Source organism: Sandaracinus amylolyticus, assembly GCF_000737325.1.
Lineage (GTDB): Bacteria > Myxococcota_A > Polyangia > Polyangiales > Sandaracinaceae > Sandaracinus > Sandaracinus amylolyticus.
Genome location: NZ_CP011125.1, coordinates 1,581,103 through 1,598,099, shown reverse-complemented (window position 1 = coordinate 1,598,099; position 16,997 = coordinate 1,581,103). Strand labels below are relative to the sequence as shown.

15 protein-coding genes and 1 tRNA gene are annotated in these 16,997 nt (G+C 71.3%); 11 read left to right on the top strand and 5 right to left on the bottom strand.

All coding sequences use genetic code 11. From position 1 onward, the window contains the following. Nucleotides 1-74 precede the first annotated feature (74 nt). The 3 genes from DB32_RS06650 to DB32_RS06640 all read right to left on the bottom strand — a co-directional run bounded on the left by DB32_RS06650 (nucleotide 75) and on the right by DB32_RS06640 (nucleotide 3,463). Nucleotides 75-773: a hypothetical protein gene (locus tag DB32_RS06650; RefSeq protein WP_157068791.1), complete on the bottom strand. Its 699-nt coding sequence runs from the start codon at nucleotides 771-773 to the stop codon at nucleotides 75-77. Nucleotides 774-1,170: 397 nt separating this feature from the next. Then, entirely contained in the window at nucleotides 1,171-2,337 is a 1,167-nt protein-coding gene (locus DB32_RS06645; protein ID WP_157068790.1) for a hypothetical protein, read from the bottom strand. 136 nt (nucleotides 2,338-2,473) lie between these two features. Further along, nucleotides 2,474-3,463, bottom strand: a complete 990-nt coding sequence (locus tag DB32_RS06640) for an LLM class flavin-dependent oxidoreductase (protein WP_053231575.1) — start codon at nucleotides 3,461-3,463, stop codon at nucleotides 2,474-2,476. 366 nt (nucleotides 3,464-3,829) lie between these two features. On the opposite strand from DB32_RS06640, the gene DB32_RS06635 reads away from it, so the two are divergent. The 3 genes from DB32_RS06635 (at nucleotide 3,830) to DB32_RS06625 (ending at nucleotide 7,797) form a co-directional block, all read left to right on the top strand. Next, on the top strand, nucleotides 3,830-5,464 hold the full coding sequence (locus DB32_RS06635; protein ID WP_083457191.1) for a DUF1592 domain-containing protein: 1,635 nt from the start codon (nucleotides 3,830-3,832) through the stop codon (nucleotides 5,462-5,464). Continuing rightward, nucleotides 5,461-7,002: a DUF1552 domain-containing protein gene (locus DB32_RS06630; RefSeq protein WP_053231573.1), complete on the top strand. Its 1,542-nt coding sequence runs from the start codon at nucleotides 5,461-5,463 to the stop codon at nucleotides 7,000-7,002. Before DB32_RS06635 ends, DB32_RS06630 begins: the two co-directional genes overlap by 4 nt. Nucleotides 7,003-7,152: 150 nt before the next feature. Further along, nucleotides 7,153-7,797, top strand: coding sequence for a hypothetical protein (locus DB32_RS06625; RefSeq protein WP_157068789.1), 645 nt, complete (start codon nucleotides 7,153-7,155; stop codon nucleotides 7,795-7,797). Nucleotides 7,798-7,850: 53 nt separating this feature from the next. Here DB32_RS06625 and DB32_RS06620 read toward each other — a convergent pair whose 3' ends face one another. Beyond that, nucleotides 7,851-9,062 (bottom strand): zinc-dependent alcohol dehydrogenase, encoded by a 1,212-nt coding sequence (locus tag DB32_RS06620; protein ID WP_053231571.1) that lies wholly within the window; start codon nucleotides 9,060-9,062, stop codon nucleotides 7,851-7,853. 77 nt (nucleotides 9,063-9,139) lie between these two features. Further along, nucleotides 9,140-10,411 (bottom strand): phospholipase D-like domain-containing protein, encoded by a 1,272-nt coding sequence (locus tag DB32_RS06615; protein ID WP_053231570.1) that lies wholly within the window; start codon nucleotides 10,409-10,411, stop codon nucleotides 9,140-9,142. Between the two features lie 210 nt (nucleotides 10,412-10,621). Between DB32_RS06615 and DB32_RS06610 the strand changes: the two genes are divergently transcribed. The 8 genes from DB32_RS06610 (at nucleotide 10,622) to DB32_RS06580 (ending at nucleotide 16,869) form a co-directional block, all read left to right on the top strand. Beyond that, nucleotides 10,622-12,274: a TROVE domain-containing protein gene (locus DB32_RS06610; RefSeq protein ID WP_053231569.1), complete on the top strand. Its 1,653-nt coding sequence runs from the start codon at nucleotides 10,622-10,624 to the stop codon at nucleotides 12,272-12,274. Nucleotides 12,275-12,377: 103 nt separating this feature from the next. Beyond that, nucleotides 12,378-12,443, top strand: a tRNA-Ser gene (locus DB32_RS46465). A gap of 81 nt (nucleotides 12,444-12,524) precedes the next feature. Beyond that, complete coding sequence (locus DB32_RS46460; protein WP_157068788.1) at nucleotides 12,525-13,208, top strand: hypothetical protein; 684 nt, start codon at nucleotides 12,525-12,527, stop codon at nucleotides 13,206-13,208. Between the two features lie 25 nt (nucleotides 13,209-13,233). Continuing rightward, a complete protein-coding gene (locus tag DB32_RS06600; RefSeq protein WP_053231567.1) occupies nucleotides 13,234-13,914 on the top strand; it encodes a DUF2293 domain-containing protein in 681 nt (226 codons plus the stop codon). A 36-nt stretch (nucleotides 13,915-13,950) separates the two neighbouring features. Beyond that, nucleotides 13,951-15,303 carry a sigma-54 interaction domain-containing protein gene (locus DB32_RS06595; protein WP_053231566.1) on the top strand — a complete coding sequence of 451 codons (1,353 nt, stop codon included), beginning with the start codon at nucleotides 13,951-13,953 and terminating at the stop codon, nucleotides 15,301-15,303. A 194-nt stretch (nucleotides 15,304-15,497) separates the two neighbouring features. Continuing rightward, nucleotides 15,498-15,839, top strand: coding sequence for a hypothetical protein (locus DB32_RS06590; protein ID WP_157068787.1), 342 nt, complete (start codon nucleotides 15,498-15,500; stop codon nucleotides 15,837-15,839). Between the two features lie 112 nt (nucleotides 15,840-15,951). Beyond that, complete coding sequence (locus DB32_RS06585) at nucleotides 15,952-16,389, top strand: organic hydroperoxide resistance protein (protein ID WP_053231564.1); 438 nt, start codon at nucleotides 15,952-15,954, stop codon at nucleotides 16,387-16,389. 9 nt (nucleotides 16,390-16,398) lie between these two features. Beyond that, nucleotides 16,399-16,869: a MarR family winged helix-turn-helix transcriptional regulator gene (locus DB32_RS06580; RefSeq protein WP_053231563.1), complete on the top strand. Its 471-nt coding sequence runs from the start codon at nucleotides 16,399-16,401 to the stop codon at nucleotides 16,867-16,869. Nucleotides 16,870-16,997 lie beyond the last annotated feature (128 nt).

Here is a 16,997-nt window from a genome sequence, read left to right as displayed (position 1 = left end):
CTGTCCGTCTTGCACGACGACTGGCACGCTCGCGCAGCGAGCGTGCCAGTCCAGATCCGTATTCGCTCCGACGCTCAGAAGAGCAGGATCGAATTCGCGAGGTTCATGCCGACGTTGGCGACACCGAGCGCGGCGTGCGCGACCGCGAACCCCTGCATGATGTCGAAGTCGTCGGGGTCCTCGTAGTTGAGCACGTCGGTCCGATCGATGTTCGCGAGGAACGCGCCCGCGCCCGCCTGCAGGATCCCGAGCGCGAGCGCGATCCAGCGCGTCGTCTCGTAGGTGCGCCAGTCGCCGTCGCGCCGGGCCGCTCGATCGAAGTCGATCTGCGTCGAGACGATGAACGTCGAGATCAACGCGCCGGCGCTCACGCCCGCGCCGATGAGGTGCGGGACCGGCGTCGAGTCACCGCAGTAGTCGAACACCGGATCACCCTGCGCGCCCATGCCGCACGGCGTCGCGGAGTATTCGCTCTCGAAGTGGTACTCGTCGTAGAACTGGATGATGCCGAACGCGCCCGTGACCGCCATCGCGATGGTGGTCGTGACGTTGAGCGCGCGAGTCCAGTCCATCAGCGCGAGATTGCGCGCCTCGGCGGACGCCTCGGCCGCGGTGTCGATCCCGTAGTCGTCGTCGTAATAGCCTTCCTCGACGACGACCGTGCGCACCTGCGACGCGACGTCGGGGACCACGACGGGTGCGCCGAGCACCGGGGGCTGCAGCGAGAAGCCCCAGATGGGCGTGCTGAGAGCGAGCGCGAACAGCGAGTTCATCAGGACCTCCGGACGCACGCATCCCCACGTGCGAGAACGAGTCACTCGACGTCGACCGCGAGCGTCGCGAGCGCGTCACGACGCGCGCGCCACACCGGATGGCAGCGCGATCGTCTCGACCTCCTCTGCGTCGAGCGGAACGCGACGACCATCGGCCGAGCCGCGACTGCACCGCGCATTCCAGCCCGGACGCGCGGACCTCGGCGGACCGGCGTGTCGCTGCACGCTCGGGATTTTCCGCGGGATCGACGGATGTCGCGCGCACGCACGTCCTCGTGCGCTGGGCACGCCACGCGGCGGCTCTGCCGCGTGACGTCGCCTCACCGCGCGAGCACGTCGCACGTCCGTCGTCAGCGACGAGGCGACGACCTCCGCTGCATCACGTCGCGGCGCCCGATCACGCGCCCGCGGAGCGGCGCGTCGAGGGCACGGTCCCGCGGCGCACGAACCCGCTCTCGCGGCGCTCGCGCTCGATCGCGTCGGCGCCCGCGAGCACCTCCGATGGACGCGGCACGCGAACGCGCACCGCGTCGGCACGCGGGGGCGGGATCGTTCGGGGCGGCGCGGTCCGAGGCACGGCGGGAGGCGGCGGCGCGACGCGCGTCGACGACACCCGCACCGCGGCGGGCGAAGGCGGCGGCACGAGCCGCGCGACGCGCGCCGCAGCACGCGCGATCGCAGCACGATCGAGCGCATCGCGATCGACCGCCGGCGCGGGAGCGGGCGTCACGGCGGGAGCCGGCGTCACGCGCCTTCGCGCCTCCTGCGCGCGCGCCTCGCACGCCCGACACGTCGGCTCGCGAGCAGGCGTGCGCTTCGGGGTCGTCGGCGGCACGACCGACGTGAGCTCGTCGTGCTCGTCGTCGCGCCACCGAGGCGCCGCCCACACGCCCGACATCCCGGCGGGCGAGCTCGCGTCGAACAGATCGCTCCAGTCACTCGGTCGCTCGCAGTCGATCTGATCCGCAGCCGCGAGCCGCGCTGCCTGCACGCGCCGCAGCGGCAGGAACGCCGCGATCCCCGGCGCGCTGCGCAGCGGGACGAAGCGGCGCGCGTCGCGGCTCGCCACGAGCAGCAGGTTGATCGCGGCGACGAGGGTCCACGCGTCGACGCTCGCCATGCGCGTCCCGCGGCGCACCGCGATGCGCGCGTGCGTCGCGACCCCTCGCAGCGAGACCACGTGCGCGCCGAGCCGCACGTCGCAGCCACCATCGCTCGTGCGCCTCGCCTCGAGCGGCAGCGCGAGCGCCGCGGCGCAGCGCACGAGCGCGCGCTCCACGTCGATCTCCCCGCGGCTCGGAAGATCGACGAGCCCGTCCTCGAACGCGCGCCGCGCGCACGATGCATCGCGCCCGAGGTAGTACGCGGCGAGCACCACGCCGCGCAGCACGTCGTTGGGCTCGCGGCTCAGCAGCTCGCGGTACGCCGGAGGCAGCGCGGCCGGCGCGATCCCACGCGCCACGCCCGCGTCGCGCACGTCCTCCAACCAGAAGCACCACTCCGGATGCAGCGCGCGCGCATCCGCTGGCTCGTGAGCGACCGACGAGTACGACGTTGCCGGCACGAGACCCACCTCAGCAACTCGCGTACCGCGCTCGCGGACTCCATCACTCGCATGGAAACCTCGGCGATCCCGCAGATCGGGCCGCGCGCGCTGGCGACTCGCGCGACCAGCGCGCGGCGCACGGGACGCTCCGCGCTCACGCCATCGCGTCGCGAACCTGCGCGAGCAGCTCGAACGAGCGCAGCCGCGCCGCGTGATCGAAGATCTGCGCGGTCACCACGAGCTCGTCCGCGCCCGTGCGCGCCGCGAACGCCTCGAGCCCACGGCGCACCGTCTCCGGCGATCCCGCGATGGAGCACGCGAGCGCCGAGTCGATCATCGCGCGGTCGATCGCGTCGAGCTGCGCGTCGAGGTCGCGCACCGGCGGCTTCAGCTTCGTCGGGCTCCCGCGCCGCAGCGCGACGAACGCCTGCTTCACCGACGTCGACAGGAGCTGCGCCTCCTCTTCGGTGTCCGCGACGATCACGTTCAGGCCGAGCATCAGGTGCGGCCTCTCGAGCTGCGACGAAGGGCGGAACCGGTGTCGATAGAGCTCGATCGCGTGCTCCATCTGCGCCGGCGCGAAGTGCGACGCGAACGCGTACGGCAGGCCCAGCGCGGCCGCGAGCTGCGCGCCGAAGAGGCTCGAGCCGAGGATCCACAGCGGCACGTCGAGCCCCTCTCCCGGCACCGCGCGCACCCGCGCGGCGGGGTCGGGTCGGAAGTAGTGCATCAGCTCGACCACGTCGTGCGGGAACGAGTCCGCGGCCGCCGCGAGATCGCGACGCAGCGCGCGCGCCGTGATTCCGTCGGCGCCCGGCGCGCGCCCGAGCCCGAGATCGATGCGCCCCGGGTGCAGCGCCGCGAGCGTCCCGAACTGCTCGGCGATCACGAGCGGCGAGTGGTTCGGCAGCATGATCCCGCCTGCGCCGACACGGATGGTCGACGTGCCCGCGGCGACGTGCGCGATCACGACCGACGTCGCCGCCGAGGCGATGCCCGGCATGCTGTGGTGCTCGGCGAGCCAGAAGCGCCGATAGCCCCAGCGCTCCACATGCTGCGCGAGATCGCGTGAATTCCAGAGCGCTTGCGCCGCGTCGGAGCCTTCGACGATCGGCGCGAGATCGAGAACCGAGAGAGGCACCATCCGAGGCACATGGGGCGCGCCGTCGGGAACGCAACGGGGGCGTGCCTATGCACGAGGCGCATGCGCACGCTCGTCGCCGTCGTGGTGCTCGCCTTCGTCGTCGGCGTCCTCGCGCCGGTGACCAACGGGTGTTGCTGCGTGATCCCGATCCCCGCCGCCGAGCGCTGAGCGAGATGGGCTCGCGCGAGCAGCGCTCACGTCGAGCTCCTCCACGAGCGGCTCGACATCGACGCGCTCCTGCGCACAGCGGTCTCGATCCCCCGGCCCTGGCCGGCAACACCCCGCCAAGCATCGATCCTTCGCGCAATTCAACGCGATTTCCGAGCAATTCTCGCATGGCACACGCGCTGCTCATCCGCGCGGCACATGCGTCGTCCTCGACCACCGCATCGTCGTTCTTCGTGCGCGGCGCCGCTCGTCGTGCTCGCCCTGCTCGGCTGCCAGGGCGAGCTCGGCGCCGGTCCCGCGGGCCCACGCGGCTCGCGGGATCCTCGCGATCCCGCCGAGCTCTCGATCCAGCCGTCCTCGGTGCGCCGACTCGCGCGCCACGAGTACGACCACTCGGTCACCGACCTGCTCGGGTTCGAGACGAGCGCCTCCGACGACTTCGCCGGCGACGCGCGCATCGCGGGCTACACCGCGAGCGCCGCGCTGCGCGTCGACGCGACGCTCGGCGAGCAGCTGCGCACCGCCGCCGAGGAGATCGCGACGATCGCGGTGACCGAGCACCTCACGACCGTCGTGCCGTGCGATCACAGCGCCGCCGACTGCCCACGCACGTTCGTGACGAGCCTCGCGACGCGCGCGTTCCGCCGGCCGGCGACCGAGCTCGAGATCGAAGGGCTCCTCGCGATCTTCACGCTCGCGTCGACGAACGGCGGCACCTACGAAGAGGGCGTCTCCGCGGTGCTGCAAGCCATCCTGCAGTCCGCGTCGTTCCTCTACGTCCCGCAGATCGGCGCCGGTGACGACGTCGATCGCACGCTCGACGGGTACGAGACCGCGTCGGCGCTCTCGTACTTCCTCACCGCCTCGCCGCCCGACGCCGCGCTGCTCGAGGCCGCCGCCGCGGACGCGCTGCGCACGCCCGATCAGCGCGAGGCCCAGGCACGTCGTCTCCTCGACGAGCACCCGCGCGCCCGCGCGCAGGTGGTGCGCTTCGTCCAGGAGTGGCTCGGCCTCGACACGCTCCACTACGTCGCGCGCGACTCCGAGACGCACGACTTCCAGTCGCTCCGTCCACTGATGGAAGAAGAGACGCGCCGCTTCGTCGAGGACGTCGTCTTCGCGGGCGACGGAACCTTCGAGTCGCTGATCGCCGCCGACTTCACGCTCGCGAACGGAACGCTGCGCGACTTCTACGGCCTCGAGGTCACGAGCGACGAGTGGTCGCGCGTCGCGCTCGACGGCACGCCGCGCCGTGGCCTGCTCGGTCAGGCATCGTTCCTCGCGACGCACGCCGCGCGCGACGAGAGCTCGCCGGTGAAGCGCGGCGTCACGATCCTGCGCCGCATCCTCTGCCTCGACGTGCCCGCGCCGACCGGCGACATCGCGGAGCAGGCGATGATGACGCCGCCTCCCGCGCGCACCACGCGCGAGCGCTTCTCGCAGCACTCGACGAACGCGGTGTGCGCGAGCTGTCACTCGATGATCGATCCGCTCGGCTTCGCGTTCGAGGACTTCGATCAGCTCGGCGCGTTCCGCGCGGAGGAGAACGGCACGCCCGTGGACTCGTCGGGCGAGCTCGTGGGCACCGACGTCAATGGCCCGTTCGCCGACGGCGGCGAGCTCGTCGCGAGGCTCGCGGAGAGCCCGCAAGCGCACGCGTGCTTCGCGCGCAACCTCTTCCGCTTCGCGTCGGCGCGCTCGTCGCAGGCGCTCGAGGCGTCGTTCCTCGCCGCGTGGGGCCGCATGCCCGACGAGCGTCGCTCGAGCCTGATCGAGATCTGGATCGAGCTCGTGCGCAGCGAGCTCTTCGTGCAGAGGAGGGCAGTGCCGTGAGCGAGCGTGTCAATCGGACCCGTCGAGCGTTCCTGAAGACCGTCGGAGTCGCCGCGGCTGCCCTGCCCTTCTACAAGATGCTCGAGAACGGCGTGGTGCGCGCGCAGACTGGCACGCTTCCGCAGAAGCTCGTCGGCGTCGGCATGTTCCACGCGACGTCGCAGACGTTCTATGCGCGCCGCGCAGGCGAGACCGACACGACGTTCGACATCTCGTATGCGGACTCGTGCCTGCGCCCGTTCGACGACGCCGCCACCTACGGCTCGAGCTTCCGCGACGACATCATCGTGTTCGACGGGTTCGACTACGGCGTCGGCGAGCTCGGTCCGAGCGGTGAGGACCTCCACGTCCCGATGCACGGCGCGCTCGGCCTCTTCCTCACCGGCAGCTCGGCGACCGGCGGGGACGGCACCGACTGGCACCTCCAGAACGAGTCGCTCGATCAATACCTCGCGGCGCGGCACGGCGGAGAGACGCGCTTCCGCTCGGTCGAGCTCTGCACCGAGATCGACTTCGCCCCCCTGATGTCGTCGAGCTGCATCGCATACGGCGCGGGCGGCGCGCCGCTCGCGCGGATGACCAGCCCCGAGGCGATCTGGGATCGCTACTTCGCGTCGCTCGTCATCCCCGACGACGAGGCCGCGCGCGCCGCGGCCGAGCGACGCCGGCGTGTGGGAGCGAGCGTGCTCGACTTCGTCGCAGGTGACATCCAGCGCCTGAATTCACGGCTCGCCGGAGAAGAACGGCAGAAGCTCGACCAACACCTCACCGTGATCCGCGACATGGAGCGTCGCCTCTCGGATCCGGTGATCGCGGGCATGTGCAGCATTCCGACGCGTCGCGCGGAGCGTGGCAATCCGAATCCCGCCGACGACTACGTCGTGTCGAACGGCCCGAACGGCGGCGGGCCGTACTTCGACCTGATCACCGACCTGCAGATCGAGCTCCTCGCGCAGATGCTGATCTGCGATCTCACGCGCTTCGCCACGATCGTGCTCGGCAACACCGCGGGAGAAGGCACGTCGCCCCAGATGGTCGCGGGGCTGAACCCCGACGGCGAGACACCGCTGCCCGAGGAGCTCGCCGCGACCGGCACCGACTACCTCATCCCCGCCAACTTCCACGACTCCATCGCGCACGTCTCGGGCTCGACGCGCCTCGAGGTGCAGCGCGCGGTCGCGTGCATGAACCGCTACTACTTCGGCAAGGTCGCGCGCCTCATGCAGCGCCTGCGCGCCGCGGACGCGCTCGACAGCACGCTCATCCTCGTCGGCAACGAGGGCGGGCACGGCGCCGGGCACAGCACGATGCACGTGCCCATCGTGCTCGCCGGCGGCGCGAACGGCGCGATCACGATGGGCCGTCGCGTGGTCGCGCCCGGCCGCACCGCGCAGATCGGCGAAGCGCCGATCGGCGCGAGCCGCACCTCCCACAATCCGATCCTCGTCGCCGTCGCGAACGCGTTCGGCGAGGACCTCGAGCACTACGGCACGTGCGCCGATCCCGCGCTCACCGCAGGCGTGAGCGGCCTGGTCTGAGTGCCAGTCGGCGCGACTGGACCGACACGGCGCAGCGCGTCTGATCCAATCGCGCTGCACAACTCTTGTCCTCGCCTCGGACGGCACGAAGTGCTACCCAGCCGTCGACGCTGCTCGTCCCCCACGAGGACGCGCAAGCCACGAGGCGCGATGGGAACGCGAACCACCCTTCCTCCAGCTCCTGCGGAGCCGCGCACTGCCATTCTCAGCGCGGGCAACGAGCGCGCTTATGGCCGCATCGAGCGGTGTGGGCCCAGCTACGTGCTGGTGCGCACCGCGCTGACTCCCGCGCTCGGCGAGCCGGTGCACCTGCGCATTCCGTCGACGTGCTTCGGCGAGCTGCAGCTCGACGGCATCGCGCGCTGGCAGGATCGCAACGGCGCGCTCGCGCTGCAGCTCTGCAGCCTGCGGCCGCGTGATCTCGTCGCGCTGCGGAGGCTCGTCCCGAGCCCCGAGCCCGACGGCCGGCTCGCGGTGCGGCGCCGTGGCTATCGCGTCGACGGGCGCATCGATCCCTTCGCGCCGACGCCCGATCGCACGATGCCGCTCGACGGAGTGCCGGTGTCGTTGATCCTCGTCAACGGCGAGCTCGAGGGCGTCGCGACGACGCTCGAGGACGAGCGCGCGGTCGTGCACGCGTGGATCGATCTGCGCCCCGGCTCGCACGTCGCGCTGCGCGTGTTCGAGGACGAGCTCTTCGAGCGCTGGCAGGACGTCGCGATGGTCGTCGTGAAGAGCGAGCGTGGCGTCCACGAGCTCTCGCGCCAGCAGTCGCGCTGGGCGTCGCCGGCCTGACGAGGATGCCAGTCGGAAACTGGAGCGTGCCAGTCGCCGACTGACGTGCTCGCTCACGCGCTCGGATTGAGCGCGACCTTCAGCCACCCCGGCTTGCGCGCGTCGAACGCCTCGTACGCCTTCTTCACGTCGTGAAGCGGCTCGACCTTCGTGAGGATCTCGACGGGATCGACCGCCTTCGAGCGCACGAGGTCGACGAGCTGCGGGATGTACTTCCGATGGTTGCAGTTGCCCATCCGGATCGTCAGGTTCTTGTTCATCGCCTGGCCGATCGGGAAGTGCTCCATCGCAGGCGGATAGACGCCCACGATCACCAGCGTCCCCGCCTTCGCGAGCGCCTCCACGGCCCACGAGAGCGCCTGTGCGGGCGCGTCGCCGGGCAGGAACGGCGCTTCGTCGCGATGCACCGGCGCGACCTTCTGCACGTCACCCGCGTCCTCTCGCGCGTGCTTCTTCGCGCGCTTCGCCGCGGGCCCGTGGTGCGCGTGCACCGCGTCGACGCCCACCGCGTCGATCGCACGATCGACCCCGATGCCGCCGGTCAGCGTCAGGATCGTCTCGACGGGATCCTCGCGCTCGAAGCTGACCACCTCCGCGCCCTGACGCCGCGCCATCGCGAGCCGATCCTCGTTGCCGTCGACGGCGATGATCCGCCCCGCGCCGAGCAGCTTCGCGCTCGCGATCACGAACTGCCCGACCGGGCCACAGCCGAACACCGCGACCGTGCTCCCCGCGTGGATCGCCGCGAGGTCCGCCGCGAAGTAGCCGGTCGGGAAGATGTCCGAGAGCATGATCGCCTGTTCGTCCGAGACCTCGTCCGGCAGCTTCACGAGCCCGACGTTCGCGAACGGCACTCTCGCCTTCTCCGCCTGCAGGCCGTGAAAGCCGCCGGCGCCTTCGGGCCCTCCGAAGAACGCCGTGCCGGCGCGCTTGCCCGCCGGGTTCGCCTGATCGCACTGCCCGTAATATCCCGCGCGACAGTACGCGCAGTTGCCGCACGCGATCGTCGACGCGATCACCACGCGATCGCCGACGTCGAGGTTGCGCACCTCGTCCCCGAGCTCCTCGACCACGCCGACGCCCTCGTGCCCGAGGATCGTGCCCGGTCGCATCCCGGAGAACGTGCCGCGCACGAAGTGGAGATCCGTGCCGCAGATCGCGGACGCGGTGAGGCGCACGATCGCATCGGTCGGCTGCTCGATCCGGGGCTCGGGCACGTTGTCGAGGCGGATGTCGCCGACCCCGTGATAGACGAGGGCTCGCATGCCTGTCGTTCCTTTCTGCGCGTCGTCTCGACGACGAGCGCGGGCGGGACGACGAGTGCATCACGCGCGCCGCGCGATCAGAGCTGCGCGCGCGCCGTCCAAGCGAGCCAGTCGGTCGCCTTCTCGACGAAGCTGCGCGAGCGCCACTCCTCGAGCCCGAGCAGGCGCGCGTGCGCGAGATCCGCCTCGAACGCGGCGGTGAGCTCCTGCGCGACGCCCTCGTCGAACACGCTGAGCGTGACCTCTTCGTTGATGTCCATCGATCGATCGTCGAAGTTCGTCGAGCCGATGCCCGCCCACACGCCGTCGATCACGAACACCTTCTGGTGCAGCAGCGTGCGGTCGTAGAGGTAGATCTCGATGCCGCACTCGAGCAGCGGACGCAGCGCGTGGCGCGTCGCGTGACTGACGATCTTCGCGTCGGTCGCCTCGCGCGAGGGGACCATCACTCGCACTCGCACGCCGCGCTTCCGCGCGCGACAGAGCGCGTCGCGCGCGCCGCCGAAGGGCAGGAAGTAGGGGTTCTGGATCAGGATCTCGCGCTCGGCGGACTCGATCGCGAGGTGGTGCAGGACCTTCAGTGACGAGGTGCGCCGCGCGAGGCTGAGATACGAGAGGTGCGCGGTCACGGGGCCCGACGCGCGCGGGGCGGGGAAGAGCTCCTCTCCGACGAGCAGCTCGCCCGCGGCCTCGGTCCAGTTGTCCGAGAACACGCCCTGGAGCTGCGTCACGATCGGTCCTTCGACGCGCGCGCTGGTGTCGCGGAAGTGCGCGCGGTCCTGCGCGTCGCCGAGCCAGTCGTCGGTGATGCAGTGCCCGCCGACGTACCCGATGCAACCGTCGATCACCGCGAGCTTGCGGTGATCGCGCGTGTTGTACGTGCCGAGGTTCCGGAACCGCGCGTGGTTGTAGAAGACGAGCGTCGCGCCCGAGGCCTCGATGCGCTGCCGCTCCTCGCGCGTGATCTTCCCGCCGATGCCGTCGAGCAGGACGCGCACCGGGATGCCGGCGCGCGCGCGCTCGCAGAGCGCGTCGACGAGCGCACCGCTGCACTCGCCCGTCTTCCAGAGGAACGTCTCGAAGTGGACCGACGAGCGCGCCGCGCGGATGTCGGCGAGCAGCGACGCGAAGTATGCGTCGCCGTTCTGCAGGATCCGCAGGTCGTTGCCGTGCGTGAGGCTGCTCAGCGAGAGCGTCGCGATCATCTCGTGGAAGCGCTCGCCGCGCCGCAGCGGCCCCACCTCGCACCATCGCGTGTGCAGCTCGAGCTTGATCGACCACAGCGCCCAGCCGAGGAGCAGCGTGGTCGCTCCGAGCACGACGACGAGGATCCAGGGATCGATCGACACGATGAGGATCTCTGTAGCTCCCGATCGGCGAGCCCAAACCACCGGCGCCGACTGGCACTCTCCAGCCGTATCGGCAGCTGATATTCCTGGATAGGCGCGAAGCGACAGATTCCGCGAATTCAGCCGACATCCGCACGTTCGTGCCGCGGCACGCGCGCTGCTCAGGGGCCGCCCGCCCGACGCCGCGGCGCGGGCCGAACGGAGGTCGTCATGTCGAGCTATGCCCGCCACCTCACGCCACACGCGACGCCGCAGAGCGAGCGCGCCGACGCGCGTCAGGTCCGCAATTCGGCGGGCGGCTTCACGTTCGCGCTGGACGACTTCGCGCGCCTCGAGCGCTTCCTGATCCTCGGCAGCGAGGGCGGCTCGTACTACGCGACCGAGCGTGCGCTGACGATCGAGAACGCGAGCGCGCTCGTCCGCTGCCTCGGTGTCGATGGTGCGCGCACGGTCGACACGATCGTCGCGATCAGCGAGTCGGGCCGCGCGCCCAAGAACGACCCCGCGATCTTCGCGCTCGCGCTCGCCGCGTCGCACGCGGTGCCGTCGGTGCGCGCGCGTGCGCTCGCTGCGATGCCGCGCGTCTGCCGCACCGGCACGCACCTCTTCCGCTTCGTGCGCGAGGTGCAGGCGCTGCGTGGCTGGGGCCGCGCGCTCCGCAAGGCGATCGCGGCGTGGTACGTGGCGAAGGCGCCCGACGAGCTCGCGTACCAGCTCGCGAAGTACGCGCAGCGCGACGGTGTCTCGCACCGCGACGTGCTCCGTCTCGCGCACCCGAAGGCGAAGGATCCTGCGACGCATGCGCTCCTGCGCTGGGCGGTCGCAGGTGAGGGCGCGCTCGGTCCGCGCGAGGTGAAGCGCGCGGACGCGACCACGACCTACCCCGCGGTCGACGCGGGCGCGATGCCGCGCCTCGTCGAGGGCTTCGCGCGCGTTCGTGCGCAGGACCTCTCGTCGCGCGACGTCGCGGCGCTGATCACGGAGCACGGGCTCACGCACGAGATGATCCCCTCGATCTATCTCGCACGTCCCGAGGTCTGGGAGGCGCTGCTGCCGCGCATGCCGCTGCACGCGATGCTCCGCAGCCTCGCGCGCATGACGGCGAACGGCCTCGTCGCGCCGGGCTCGGCGGCGACGTCGCGCATCGTCGCGCGTCTCGGGGATCGCGATGCGATCCGCAAGTCGCGCGTGCACCCGATGGACCTGCTCATCGCGCTGCGCACCTACGCGTCGGGCCACGGTCTCCGCGGCTCGCTCGTGTGGACGCCGGTGTCGACGATCGTCGACGCGCTCGACGCGGCGTTCGATCTCGCGTTCGTCAACGTCGAGCCCACGGGCAAGACGCTGATGCTCGCGCTCGACGTCTCGGGCTCGATGTCGATGGGCCAGCTCGCGGGCTCGCCCCTCACGCCTCGCGAGGCCGCGGCGGCGATGGCGCTGATCACGGCGCGCACCGAGCGCGACTACCAGATCATGGCGTTCTCGGATCGTTTCGTTCCGCTCGACGTGACGGCGCGCATGCGCCTGCACGACGTGGTGGAGAAGACGAGCCGACTCCCGTTCAGCGCGACGGATTGCGCGATTCCGATGCTCCACGCGACGGAGCGCAATCTTCGCGTCGACGCGTTCTGCGTCTACACCGACAACGAGACCTGGTTCGGCAGCATCCATCCGCACCAGGCGCTCGCGGCGTATCGTGCGAAGACGGGCATCCCCGCGAAGCTCGTCGTCACCGGCATGACCGCGACGAAGTTCACGATCGCGGATCCGAACGACCCGGGCATGCTCGACGTCGTCGGGTTCGACGCGGCCGCGCCGGCGATCCTCGCTGCGTTCCTCCAGGGGAACGGCGTCCGCTCTTGATCACACATCCGGGAGGTCCGGGCCGCTGCACGAGGGTTACCTCTTCACAAGGTCACCCCCCTCGCGCGTTCTCTTGTCCGGACCTTTCCGTTCTTTTTCGGATCGAGCCGCAGTCAACGGGTTATCGCCTATCAAGCGGAAATGCGGGTTCGAATCCCGCCGAGCTCGAAAGAGCTCGTCGTCCAATGGCCAGGACACCTATCCGTGACGCTCTTTGTTCGATCCTCTTCTCTGCGCGACTGACACGCTCGTGAGCACCAAAGACCTGAGTCGCACCGTCGTCGAGGGCGGCCGCTATTTCCACAACCGCGACGATCGACGCCAGTCGCACCGCGACGAGCGCGCGATCGAGCGCGCCTATCTCCGCGACGTCCAGCTCGATCCCGACCTCGCCGACGCGCGTGTGCCCGAGCGCGCGCAGCGCGTGGGTCGCGGATCGCGCGACAAGCTCTCGCCCGCCGAGCGCTGGCTCGCGAGCCACGTCGGACGGCCCTGGCGCGACGTCGAGGGCGAGATCTTCGCGACGTTCGACACGCGCACACTGATGGGCCGCCACGTGGTGCTCGAGCACCTTCTGCCGCCGCGATGGGCTCCCCGCGACTGGCCCGTCGGCGCTTGGCAGGTGCACCGACGCGGCTTCGTCGTGGACGCACGAGGAGTCCTACGGTTCACCGGACCGCTCTGGACGCGGCCGCGCGTCGAGCCCGCGGTGTCCGACGCGTTCGTGTCGGAGCTCGGGGCGCGCCGCGTCGCCGTGCACGGAGAGCGCCTGTATTGGCGCGAGCCCACCGGACGCGTCGGTCGCGACGGCAAGCTCGCCTATCGCCAGACCCACGCGCTGAGCGAGCGAGAGCGCGCGTGGTGGGCGTCGCTGCGCGACTGCGAGCGCGCTCACGCGTGCACGCCCGCAGCGCCGCCCACGCCACCTCGATGATCGCTGCGCTACATTCGCGCGCCGCATGTCGACCGAGACGCTCGTCGTTCGCGAAGGCTCGCAGCCGCGCACCGTGATCACGTCGGATGGGCGCACGCTCGCGGTGCCCGCGGGATGGGCGCTCCTGCCGCCGGGCGACGCGGGGCTCACCCGGCGCGTGAAGGCCGCAGGCCCGACGTGGACGGTCCAGGAGAAGGTCGGCCGCAAGCTCTTCTCGCGCGGCGTGTGGGCCCCGGCCGAGCACGTCGCCGCGGCGCGCGCCGCGCTCGAGACCGAGCGCGCCGCTCCCGCGTACACGAAGAAGCTCGAGGCGGGCCGCGCCCGGCGCGAGAAGAAGCAGGTCGAGTACGTCGGCGATTTCCGTGCGGCCGTCCTCGCCTATCTCGACTTCGATCCGCGGCACGCCGATCTCGCGGCGCGGCTCGCCGACGCGGTGACCGCGCACGCGACGCCGGTCGGCAGCGGCACCGTCGCGCGCACCGAGCGCATCCCGATCGAGGAGCGCGCCGAGTCCGCGGTGATCGCGTGGATGCGCCACCAGACGACGGCGTACGACGACATGCAGATCGCGCGCATCAAGGGCGAGCGACGCCGGGTGCGGCGCATGCTCGCCGAGCGATCGAAGCGATTGCTCGAGTCGTACCGGCGAGGCGCGGGCCTCGACGCGGCGGCGTGCCCGCTGCAGCGCGCGCTGCGGCCGCGCTGAACGCGCGCAACATACGTTTCACGTATCCTGCCGCCGATGAAACGCGTGAAACGTCGCGGCGCGGACGACGACGAGCCGCTCGCCGCGAGCGCGCTCGAAGACCTCGCGGGACCGGCGCTGGTGCTCGACGCGAGCCTCGCGATCGTGCTCGCGACGGCGGGCGCGGTGGAGCTCGTCGGGACCGACGTGCCGCTCGGGGTGAGCGCGCCGAAGCTGCTCTGCGGAGCCTCGGTGAACCGGCCGATCGCGGAGGCGCTCGCGAAGGGCGTCGCGGTCACCGGCACCGTCATGCGCCCGGCGCCGGGCGGCGTCGAGCGCCGTGTCGTGGTGCGCGCGACGCCGATCGAGCGCGCCGGCAACCGCATCGGCTGGGTGCTGCTGCTCGCCGCCGAGGCCAGCGAGCAGGGCGACGTGCCGGTGTTGTTCCACGGCATGTGGACGCGCGACGGCGCGATGAAACACGCGTTTCACATCGCCGAGCGCGCGGCCCGGCGCGACGCGAGCGTGCTGCTCCGCGGCGAGACCGGCACCGGCAAGGAGCTCTTCGCGCGCGCGATCCACGCGCTCTCGCCCCGCGCGAAGGGGCCCTTCGCCGCGATCAATTGCGCGGCGCTCCCCGCGACGTTGCTCGAGAGCGAGCTCTTCGGGCACGTGCGCGGCGCGTTCACCGGCGCGGTGCGCGATCAGCCCGGGTTCTTCAAGAGCGCCGATCACGGCACCGCGTTCCTCGACGAGGTCGCGGAGATGCCGCTCGACCTGCAGGCGAAGCTGCTGCGCGTCCTCGAGACGAAGACCGTGATCCCCGTCGGCGGGCGCGACCCGATCGCGGTCGACGTGCGCATCGTCGCGGCGACGCACCAGTCGCTGCGCGCCGCGGTCGAGCGAGGACGCTTCCGCGCCGATCTGATGTACCGCCTGCGCGTGATCCCGATCTTCGTGCCCCCGCTGCGCGCGCGCCCTGCCGACGTCGCGCTGCTCGCGCAGAAGATCATCGAGGAGCTCAATCGGCAGGGCGGTCGTCGCGTCACGCGCATCTCGCCGGCCGCGCTCGCAGTGCTCGAGCGTCATCCGTGGCCTGGCAACGTGCGCGAGCTCCGCAACGCGCTCGAGTACGCGTACGTCATCGGCGAGGGCCCGGTGCTCGTGCCGGGCGATCTCCCGGCGGAGATCGCGGAGCCGGGATCGTCGCCCGACGTGGTCGAAGCGGCGACGCGGGTGAACGCGCCCGCGCCCGCGCCGGAGGGCGAGCCCGCGGAGGTCACGCGCGTGCGTCGCGCGCTGGAGCGCGCAGGCGGCAACCGCGAGCGCGCGGCGCAGATCCTCGGGATCAGCCGCGTCACGCTGTGGCGACGCATGCGGGAGCTGGGCATCGACGACGGCGGCGCGTGAAACGCTCGTTTCAGCGCGTTTCAGGCGCCTGCATCGCACGTTTCACCACGCCGCACGCATGACGCGGATCACGAACGTGTGACGACCCGGCGACAAATGCTCCGTATCCATGATACCGGTCATTCGACGGGGACGCGGGAGCAGTACGGATGGGCACGTGGTCGGTGGATGGTGAGAGTCGCCCTGGGATCCTCGTGTTGCGGCTCGAGGGCCACTTCGGCGAGGACGAGATGCGCGCCTTCCTCGTCGCCCACAACGCTGCCATCGACGCGTTCCGCGGGGCCGACTATCGCGTGCTCTGCGACATCCGCGAGCTGCGCCCGCTGAGCCCGGAGGCCGCGGCGATGATGGAGAAGGCGAAGCACTACAGCAGCTTGCGGAAGAACTTCCAGGGCAGCGCGGTGCTCGTCGCGAGCAAGGTCGTCGCGATGCAGCACCAGCGAACGAGCGTCTCGGGCGGCGTGATGAGCACGGAGCTCATCTCGGAGGACGAGGCGGCCTGCGAGCGCCACCTCGCGCGCATCCGGCGCGCGTGAGCGCCGCGCGTCTCCCGAGGGCGCGGAGCCCGTCGCCAACAATTCGATTGCGCACAATCGAATCGCACGCTACTCATCGTTCATCGCGGCGCCGCCGCAGGAGGACACGACGATGAGCACGCCCCGGATCAACCTCGACAAGGCCCTCTACACCGCCACCGCGAGCGCCACGGCCGGACGCGAAGGACGCATCGCGAGCGACGACGGAACGCTCGATCTACCGGTGTCGATGCCGCGCGCGCTCGGCGGCAACGGCGCGCCGGGCACGAACCCCGAGCAGCTCTTCGCGGCCGGCTACGCGGCGTGCTTCGGCAGCGCGTACTCGCTCGTCGCGCGCATGCAGAAGATCAAGACCGGCCCGGTGACCATCACCGCGAACGTGACGATCGGCACCGCGGGCAGCGGGTTCGGTCTCGCGGTCGAGCTCGTCGCGAGCGCGCCCGAGCTCCCGCGCGAGCAGGCCGAAGCGCTCATGCACGCGGCGCACGAGGTCTGCCCGTACTCGAACGCCACGCGCGGTAACATCGCTGTGTCCCTGCGACTCGCCTGACGAGGGCCCGTGGCCGCCGACGATCCGCTCCGCCTCGACCAGCAGCTCTGCTTCGCGCTCTACACGGCGTCGCGTGCGCTCACGCGCGCCTATGGGCCGCTGCTCGAGCCGCTCGGTCTGACCTATCCGCAGTACCTCGTGATGTTGGTGCTGTGGGAGGAGGACGGCGTGCCGGTGAAGCGGCTCGGCGAGCGGCTGGTGCTCGACTCCGGCACGCTCACGCCGCTGCTCAAGAGGCTCGAACAGCAAGGCCTGCTCGAGCGGCGGCGCGACGCGGAGGACGAGCGCGTGGTGCGGATCCATCTGACGGCGCAAGGGCGCGCGCTGCGCACGAAAGCGCGGCGCGTGCCGGTGTCGCTCGCGTGCCGCGCGGGGTTCGACGTCGACGACGAGCGATCGGTCGCGCGCCTCACGAAGCTGCGCGAGGAGCTCGGTCGCCTGATCACGCGGCTCGAGCGGGACGACGGCGACGACGCGTGACGTGAGCCGGTGATTCGTGCTGGATCGGCATCGCGCTCTCGGCGACGCTCGGGATCGCGATGAGTGAACGGGACGACGAGCCGTCTTCGTCGATCGCGACCACGTGGGCATCGGATCCGCGGAGCGAC

What these genes read in the sequence shown, in the direction of transcription:
- DB32_RS06650 (WP_157068791.1), bottom strand. Translation starts at nt 773, where the DNA reads ATGAACTCGCTGTTCGCGCTCGCTCTCAGCACGCCCATCTGGGGCTTC.
- DB32_RS06640 (WP_053231575.1), bottom strand. Translation starts at nt 3,463, where the DNA reads ATGGTGCCTCTCTCGGTTCTCGATCTCGCGCCGATCGTCGAAGGCTCC.
- DB32_RS06635 (WP_083457191.1), top strand. Translation starts at nt 3,830, where the DNA reads ATGCGTCGTCCTCGACCACCGCATCGTCGTTCTTCGTGCGCGGCGCCG.
- DB32_RS06625 (WP_157068789.1), top strand. Translation starts at nt 7,153, where the DNA reads ATGGGAACGCGAACCACCCTTCCTCCAGCTCCTGCGGAGCCGCGCACT.
- DB32_RS06620 (WP_053231571.1), bottom strand. Translation starts at nt 9,062, where the DNA reads ATGCGAGCCCTCGTCTATCACGGGGTCGGCGACATCCGCCTCGACAAC.
- DB32_RS06610 (WP_053231569.1), top strand. Translation starts at nt 10,622, where the DNA reads ATGTCGAGCTATGCCCGCCACCTCACGCCACACGCGACGCCGCAGAGC.
- DB32_RS06600 (WP_053231567.1), top strand. Translation starts at nt 13,234, where the DNA reads ATGTCGACCGAGACGCTCGTCGTTCGCGAAGGCTCGCAGCCGCGCACC.
- DB32_RS06595 (WP_053231566.1), top strand. Translation starts at nt 13,951, where the DNA reads ATGAAACGCGTGAAACGTCGCGGCGCGGACGACGACGAGCCGCTCGCC.
- DB32_RS06585 (WP_053231564.1), top strand. Translation starts at nt 15,952, where the DNA reads ATGAGCACGCCCCGGATCAACCTCGACAAGGCCCTCTACACCGCCACC.